Raw genomic sequence first — 6,830 nt, 5'->3', positions numbered from 1 at the left:
CGACCCGAAACCTTACGTGTGGACCAAGACTGCGGACGAGATCCTTAAACGCCTCGCCAGCTATCTGAACAGAATTCCAGACTCAGAACACTAGTACGTGTGGTTACTCCCCCGTCAGACGCGGAGTGAGGGTGTGGGACGACACGGTGTTTCACGTGAAACATCTCCAGCGCCCCGTTCGGCGGGCTCTCCTCGTCGTCCAGGTCGGCGTCTCCGTTCATGACCGCGATCTCGGTGCTGAAGCCCTGGGGGCTGCCCCGCAGGGGCCGTCGCCTGCGGGCTCTGGCCGGTTCCCGTAAAGCGCTGGACGAACGATCACCGCGTCAGACAGCCTGAGCCCCATGCCGACGTCGCTTGCCCCGCTCGACCAGCTCCCCATCCGTGTCCTCACCTCCGCAGACCTCACGGCCTGTGCCGATCTCTCGGAGGACCGAGGCTGGCCGCGCGAGGAGCACAAATGGGGCCTCCTGCTGACTGCGGGGACCGGCTACGGCATCGACGACCCCGACGGCAAGGGGCTGATCGCGTCGAGCGTCGTGACCTCGTACGGGCCGGAGCTCTCCGCGATCGGCATGGTGCTGGTCGCCGAGCGGTACGCCCGCCGGGGAGTGGGAATCCGTCTCATGCGACACCTGGTGGCGGAGGCCGGAGACACCCCGCTCACGCTTCACGCGACCCCGAGCGGTCAGCCGCTCTACGAGCAGCTGGGCTTCGCTCAGACGGGTCGTGCGGAGATGCTCTGCGGCCACTTCACCGCGACAGAGCCGGTCCCGGAGATCACGACCCGCGCGGCCACGGCCGAGGACCTCCCGAGGGTGCTCCGCCTGGACACCGAGGTCTTCGGCCTGGACCGTACCCACATGATCACCAGGCTGCCTGCCTTCGCGGATCATCTCCGCGTCGCCGAGCAGAACGGCGAGATCACCGGCTTCGCAGCGGCCTGGCCCAACATGCACACCCATGTGGTCGGCCCGCTGATCGCCCGGGACACGGCCACCGCTCAGGCTCTCGTCGCCGCCCTGGCCGCCGCCACCGACCGCCCCCTGCGCACGGACATCGACGTACGCCACGAGGCACTGCTGACCTGGCTCAAGGCGTGCGGCCTTGCCCCGATCGCGTTCAACGCGGTCATGACGCGCTCCCTGCGCGACCTTCCGGGCGACTGGAGCCGTCGGTTCGCGCCGCTGACCGTGGCCGCGGGGTAAAGCCCAGTAATTGCATACGCGGGCTTTTGCGCACGTCGTCTACTCTGGGAGGAGCCGCTCCGGACCGAGGAGAGACCATGACAGCGACCGCCCCCGCACTCACTGCCCTCTCCCAGGGATGGTGTGCCCTCTCGTTGCTGCACGGCAGGATCGAGTCCCACATCGAGCGCGCCCTGGAGTCTCAGCATGGCCTGAGCGTCCGCGAGTACTCCTTGCTCGATGTACTCAGCCGCCAGCACAGCGGTCCCGGCGGGCATCTCCAGATGAAGCAGGTCGCCGACGCCGTCGTCCTCAGCCAGAGTGCCACCACACGGCTGGTGACCCGCCTGGAGGACCGCGGCCTCCTGACCCGCTACCTCTGCGCCACCGACCGGCGCGGCATCTACACCGACGTCACCGAGGCCGGCATGGCGCTCCTCACGGAGGCCCGGCCCACCAATGACCGGGCGCTGCGCGAAGCCCTCGACGAGGCGGCCAAGAACCCGGAGCTGGCGCCCCTGGTCCGCGTCGTCGAAGGCTCCCACGCTCCCGCCTAGGCTGCGCCTAGCCACCCCCGGCGTCCTGTTTCACGTGAAACAGCCGCTCAGAGGCCCCGCCAACCCGCTTCGTCCACTCCGCCTGGGACCGCGTCACTCTGTTCGTAAGGCTCCCGGGTGAAGACGAACGATCCCAGATCGAGATGGCTCACCGAGCCGTCAGGACGACGGACCGGGCGGAGTGTCTCCCCCAGGTAGTAGCCGTTCAGACCGATCCAGCCGCCCTCCGGCAGCGCCCGGAAGGTCGCCCGCCGTCCGACACCGCTCAGTGGTTCGAGGGTCACACCCCGGTCCGCACCAAGACGCAGCCCGAACGCGTACGTGCCCCAGTACCAGGGCCCGGCAAGCTCCAGCACCTCCCGATCGACCTCGGCCTCGGGCAGCGGCCGCCACGGCTCGGGGAACCTGGGCTCGGCCTCCGCCACGATCCGTACGAGATCGGCCGCCACCGATGCCATCAGCGGCCCGGACGTGGCATTGGCGAGGGCGACCGCCGCGACACCGTCCTCGATGCACACCCAGAGACAGGCGACGAAGCCCGGCAGCGAACCGGTGTGGCCGATCAGCGTCCGGCCGTCCTTGCGCAGCAGCTGTACACCCAGTCCGTAGCCGCCCTCCCAGTCACCGGCACCCGGCGCCGAGGCCGGGGTGCGCATCTCCTCGACCGAGGCCGCGCCGAGCACCCGGGCGTCGCCCCGCGCGAGGAACACCGCGAAGCGACAGAGGTCCGCGGCCGTCGACCAGAGCTGTCCGGCCGGCGCCATCAGCCCCAGTTCCTCCGAGGGTTCGGGCAGCATCACATCGGCCCACGGGTGAACGGCCCATCCGCCGGCGTGCGGAGCGACCGGCTGCACACTCGTTCGCGTCAGCCCCAGCGGCTCCAGGATCTCGCCCCGCAGCGCCTCCTCCCAGGAGACCCCACGCACCGCCTCGACCAGCGAACCGAGCAGCGTGTAGCCGGGGTTGGAGTAGTGGAAGTGGCGCCCCACCGGGTGGAGCATCGGCTTCTCCCCGAGCACGTCGGCCAGCTTCGGCCTGACCTCCGCAGGCGTCCGCTCCCACCACGGAGCGGGGCTCTCCGCCGCGAGGCCGCCCGTGTGGGCGAGCAACTGGGCGATGGTGGTCTCGCCGACGCCCGTACCCGGAAGATGCTTCTCCAGAGGGTCGTTCAGATCCAGGAGGCCCTCGTCACGCAGCCGCATCACCAGCACGGCGGTGAAGACCTTGGTGAGCGAGCCGATCCGGTACTGCGTGTCGGCGTCGGGATCGTGCCCGTCGACGCAGCTGCGCGCACCGCTCCAGACCATCCCCCCGTCGCGGGCCACGGCCCCGACGAAGGAGGGCGTACGCCCCTCGGACTGGGCGACCGCGACACGGTGCAGCAGCGCCCGTTCGGTACTGGGAAGCAGAGCTTCGAGAGGTGAGGTCATGCACTGAATCCAACGCTGTGGCGGCTCGGGCGTCGACCACATTTCGGGTCGGATACCCGTGTGGCGGGAGCGAGTTCGACGCCGACGAAGCGTCACACCGTCCCACCGCAGCGTTCCAGGGCGCTGCGGTCTTCGAGCGGCGGCTCGGGTGTCCGCGTCTCCACGATCCTCGTGCCCCCGCCGGCTGAACGAGCCTCGATCAGGTCTGTGCCATGTCGACGAAGCGCGAGTAGTGGCCCTGGAAGGCCACCGTGATCGTCGCCGTCGGACCGTTTCGGTGCTTGCCCACGATGATGTCCGCCTCGCCCGCGCGCGGGGACTCCTTCTCGTAGGCGTCCTCGCGGTGGAGCAGGATGACCATGTCCGCGTCCTGCTCGATCGATCCCGATTCACGCAGGTCGGAGACCATCGGCTTCTTGTCGGTGCGCTGTTCGGGCCCACGGTTCAGCTGCGAGAGCGCGATCACCGGCAGTTCGAGCTCCTTCGCCAGGAGCTTGAGGTTTCGCGACATGTCCGAGACTTCCTGCTGTCGGCTCTCGGACCGCTTGGCGCCGGACTGCATCAGCTGGAGGTAGTCGATGACCACGAGCTTGAGCCCGGCACGCTGCTTGAGCCGACGGCACTTGGCGCGGATCTCCATCATCGACAGGTTCGGGGAGTCGTCGATGTAGAGCGGGGCCTGGGAGACGTCGGGCATCCGGCGGGCCAGCCGGGTCCAGTCCTCGTCGGTCATGGTGCCGGAACGCATGTGGTGCAGCGCCACCCGGGCCTCCGCCGAGAGCAGGCGCATCGCGATCTCGTTGCGGCCCATTTCGAGGGAGAAGATGACGCTGGGCAGGTTGTGCTTGATGGAGCAGGCCCGTGCGAAGTCCAGGGCGAGCGTCGACTTACCCATGGCGGGTCGGGCCGCGATGATGATCATCTGGCCCGGGTGCAGACCGTTGGTGAGCTGGTCGAGATCCGTGAAGCCGGTCGGGACACCGGTCATCTCGCCGCTGCGCGATCCGATCGCCTCGATCTCGTCGAGCGCGCCCTCCATGATGTCGCCGAGGGGCAGATAGTCCTCGGTGGTGCGCTGCTCGGTGACCGCGTAGATCTCGGCCTGGGCCGAGTTCACGATCTCGTCGACGTCGCCGTCGGCCGCGTAGCCCATCTGCGTGATCTTGGTGCCGGCTTCCACGAGACGGCGCAGCACGGCGCGCTCATGGACGATCTCCGCGTAGTACGCCGCGTTGGCCGCGGTCGGCACCGACTGGACGAGCGTGTGCAGATAGGAGGCCCCGCCGACGCGGGTGATCTCGCCCCGCTTGGTGAGCTCCGCACCGACCGTGATCGGGTCGGCCGGCTCGCCCTTCGCGTACAGGTCGAGGATGGCCGCGTAGACCGTCTCGTGGGCGGGCTTGTAGAAGTCATGGCCCTTGATGATCTCCACAACGTCCGCGATGGCGTCCTTGGAGAGCAGCATGCCGCCGAGGACGGACTGCTCGGCGTCGAGATCCTGCGGGGGCACCCGCTCGAAGCCGGAGAGACCGCTGTCCCACGGGCCGCTGTCGCTGCCGCGGTCGTGCTGGTCCTCACGGCCCCTGCCGCGTCCGCGGCTCTCGCCGCGGGGTCGTGCGACGGGAAGTCGGTCACTCGGTCCGCTGTCGGCCCAGGGGTCGTCCAAGGGCTCGGGAATGCTCACCAAGCCACCTCCTCCTGTCCGCTCCGCGGACCTCTCCGTGCCACTCTTTCTTACGCCACGGCTCGGACAAACAAGAGGCTTTGACTCCGCTTCTGGCGCGTCGTGCGCCGGACCACGGTAGGCCCGTCGGCACCGTCAGCCAATCTGGTTATCCACAGGGCCTGTGGGTGAACGACCAGATGCTGTGGAGAACCCCGCCGAACCTGTGCACGGACCGGGGGACAGCCATGTGGACAAACTCATAACCCAGCCCGCGACACCCATCTGACCTGCGACTTTTCGATCCACGGGCTGTGGGGGAGAAAAACTTTCCACTCCAGACCAAGATCAGAACAAACGGCGCACACCCGAAGCTCCACACCAAGGAAATGTAAGGACCTCTAGCCCATTGCATCTCTTACCTGTGGAAGATTAGATTGAGACCCATGACCCAGGCTCCCCCGACCCCCAAGGCCGCCCGTCGGCAGCACGACCGAGAGATCATCTCGCTCGCCGTTCCGGCCTTCGGCGCGCTCGTCGCCGAGCCGCTCTTCCTCATGGTCGACAGCGCCATTGTCGGACACCTCGGCACTCCGCAGCTCGCCGGTCTCGCCATCGCGGCCGCCCTTCTCTCCACGGCCGTCAGCGTCTTCGTCTTCCTCGCCTACGCGACCACGGCCGCCGTCGCCCGCCGGGTGGGAGCCGGCGACCTCACGGCCGCCATCCGCCAGGGCATGGACGGTATCTGGCTGGCGCTCCTGCTGGGAATCGCGGTCGTCGCCGCCACGCTGCCCGGCGCCTCATGGCTGGTCGACCTCTTTGGCGCCTCGGACACGGCCACCCCGTACGCCATCACCTATCTACGCATCTCCAGCCTGGGCATCCCGGCCATGCTCGTGGTCCTGGCCGCCACCGGTGTCCTGCGCGGCCTCCAGGACACCCGTACACCGCTTTACGTGGCCATCGGAGGGTTCGCGGCCAACGGAGTTCTCAACGTGAGCCTCGTCTACGGCGCCGGCATGGGAATCGCCGGCTCCGCCTGGGGTACGGTCATCGCCCAGTGCGCCATGGCTGCCGTGTATCTCGTCGTGGTCGTCCGTGGAGCGCGGCGCCACGGCGTCACCTCCCTCCGGCCGGACGCCGCAGGCATACGGGCCAGCGCCCAGGCGGGCGCCCCGCTCCTCGTCCGTACGCTCTCCCTGCGCGCGGTCCTGCTGATCGCCACCGCCGTTGCGGCCCGCATGGGTGACGCCGAGGTCGCCGCCCACCAGATCATCCTGTCCCTGTGGAGCCTGATGGCCTTCGCGCTGGACGCGATCGCGATTGCCGGCCAAGCCATCATCGGCCGGTACCTCGGCGCAGACGACGCCGACGGTGCCCGTCAGGTCTGCCGCCGCATGGTCCAGTGGGGCATCGTCTCCGGCGTCGTCCTGGGAGCCCTCCTCGTTCTCGCCCGCCCGCTCTTCACCCCGCTCTTCACCGGCGACACCACGGTCCAGGACACTCTGCTCCCGGCTCTCCTGGTCGTCGCGATCTCCCAGCCCATCGCCGGCGTGGTCTTCGTCCTCGACGGCGTCCTGATGGGCGCGGGCGACGGCCCCTATCTGGCCGGGGCCATGCTGCTCACGCTGGCCGTCTTCGCCCCGGTCGCCCTCCTGGTCCCCATGCTCGGCGGCGGGCTCACCGCGCTGTGGTGGGCGATGACGTTGATGATGACGGTCCGCATGCTGACGCTCTGGCTGCGCTCGCGCTCCGGACGCTGGATCGTCACCGGCGCAACACGCTGAATGTTTCACGTGAAACGGCGTATTCACGTGAAGCGCCATGTTTCACGTGAAACGACGTTCCCGTGGAGAGGCGACCCAGGAAACGGCGGAAGGGCCGCACCCCTGGGGGTGCGGTCCCTCCCTCCCTCTTGGAAAAACGTTCCACGGCGACCAACCCACCACCCAACTTCCCCGCAACCCCGGGGGTGGGAAGCACAGAACACTGGTGG

At 68.7% G+C, this 6,830-nt stretch carries 5 protein-coding genes and 1 pseudogene; 4 read left to right on the top strand and 2 right to left on the bottom strand.

The annotated features are described in order from the left end of the window. Positions 1-216: 216 nt before the first annotated feature. From ACFUJR_RS38335 to ACFUJR_RS38325, 3 genes and pseudogenes are all read left to right on the top strand, one after another. Positions 217-336: pseudogene (locus tag ACFUJR_RS38335) on the top strand (DUF2269 domain-containing protein); the annotation flags it as partial. A gap of 5 nt (positions 337-341) precedes the next feature. Then, positions 342-1,205, top strand: coding sequence for a GNAT family N-acetyltransferase (locus tag ACFUJR_RS38330; RefSeq protein WP_383180435.1), 864 nt, complete (start codon positions 342-344; stop codon positions 1,203-1,205). Between the two features lie 77 nt (positions 1,206-1,282). Continuing rightward, positions 1,283-1,741, top strand: a complete 459-nt coding sequence (locus ACFUJR_RS38325; protein ID WP_383180438.1) for a MarR family winged helix-turn-helix transcriptional regulator — start codon at positions 1,283-1,285, stop codon at positions 1,739-1,741. Between the two features lie 47 nt (positions 1,742-1,788). Here ACFUJR_RS38325 and ACFUJR_RS38320 read toward each other — a convergent pair whose 3' ends face one another. Next, complete coding sequence (locus ACFUJR_RS38320) at positions 1,789-3,171, bottom strand: serine hydrolase domain-containing protein (RefSeq protein ID WP_383180441.1); 1,383 nt, start codon at positions 3,169-3,171, stop codon at positions 1,789-1,791. Between the two features lie 199 nt (positions 3,172-3,370). Continuing rightward, complete coding sequence (dnaB, locus tag ACFUJR_RS38315; protein WP_352188559.1) at positions 3,371-4,855, bottom strand: replicative DNA helicase; 1,485 nt, start codon at positions 4,853-4,855, stop codon at positions 3,371-3,373. A 425-nt stretch (positions 4,856-5,280) separates the two neighbouring features. On the opposite strand from dnaB, the gene ACFUJR_RS38310 reads away from it, so the two are divergent. Then, on the top strand, positions 5,281-6,621 hold the full coding sequence (locus ACFUJR_RS38310; protein ID WP_383180446.1) for an MATE family efflux transporter: 1,341 nt from the start codon (positions 5,281-5,283) through the stop codon (positions 6,619-6,621). Positions 6,622-6,830: the final 209 nt, after the last annotated feature.

This window comes from Streptomyces sp. NPDC057271 (genome assembly GCF_042668715.1).
Lineage (GTDB): Bacteria > Actinomycetota > Actinomycetes > Streptomycetales > Streptomycetaceae > Streptomyces.
The sequence above is the reverse complement of the archived record's forward strand: the minus strand, read 5'-3'. Positions and strand labels throughout refer to the sequence as shown.

Bases quoted from the DNA above. Each gene is read 5' to 3' on its own strand.
- ACFUJR_RS38330 (WP_383180435.1), top strand. From the start codon at position 342: ATGCCGACGTCGCTTGCCCCGCTCGACCAGCTCCCCATCCGTGTCCTC.
- ACFUJR_RS38325 (WP_383180438.1), top strand. From the start codon at position 1,283: ATGACAGCGACCGCCCCCGCACTCACTGCCCTCTCCCAGGGATGGTGT.
- ACFUJR_RS38320 (WP_383180441.1), bottom strand. From the start codon at position 3,171: ATGACCTCACCTCTCGAAGCTCTGCTTCCCAGTACCGAACGGGCGCTG.
- ACFUJR_RS38310 (WP_383180446.1), top strand. From the start codon at position 5,281: ATGACCCAGGCTCCCCCGACCCCCAAGGCCGCCCGTCGGCAGCACGAC.